Source organism: Bartonella sp. TT121SHDZB, assembly GCF_042193415.1.
In the GTDB taxonomy this organism is placed as follows: Bacteria; Pseudomonadota; Alphaproteobacteria; order Rhizobiales; family Rhizobiaceae; genus Bartonella.
On the sequence record NZ_JBHILR010000059.1, the window covers coordinates 1 to 661 of the forward strand.

The 661-nt window shown below is 40.5% G+C and carries 1 protein-coding gene; it reads left to right on the forward strand.

Annotated elements, in window-relative coordinates; genetic code table 11:
• Positions 1-661, forward strand: a 661-nt coding sequence (locus tag ACFIKI_RS08455) for a tyrosine-type recombinase/integrase (RefSeq protein ID WP_375666763.1), incomplete at both ends; no start/stop codon positions are given.

The following is a 661-nucleotide window of genomic DNA, read 5'->3' on the forward strand; positions in this document are numbered from 1 at the left end:
GGCGCCGTGAAATGGGCTTGGGTGCGTTGCAAAATGTTTCTTTAAAAAAAGCCCGTGAATTAGCAAATCAATGGCGTTCTGTTTTGCATGAGGGTCGTGACCCTATTAAAGAACGCGATAAACAAAAGCGTGAGGCAATAAGCAATCTTCATTACTTAAAAGATATTGCTTTAGATACTTTTGAAAGTCGGAAATCTGAGTTAAAAGGGGATGGTAAAGATGGGAATTGGTTTGCACCTTTACGCCTACATATTCTCCCTAAATTAGGCTGTCTGCCTGTTTCTGAGATTACACAAACAGAGATACGCAATGTTCTTGCCCCTATTTGGCATTCAAAAGCTGGAACAGCTAATAGAGCTCTTACCCGTCTTAATCTTTGTCTCAAACATGCGGCTGCCTTGGGTTTGAATGTTGATTTACAAGCAACAGAAAAAGCACGCGCGCTCTTAGGTAAACAACGTCATAAAACACAAAATTTACCAGCTATGGATTGGAGAGATGTCCCTACCTTTTATAAAACACTTTGCGAAGCATCAACCTTAACACAACTGGCTTTGCGTTTGCTTATTCTGACAGGGGTTCGTACCAATCCTTTGTGTCATATTCATAAAGATCAAGTTGATGGAGATATCTGGACTATCCCTGCTGAAAATATGAAAGG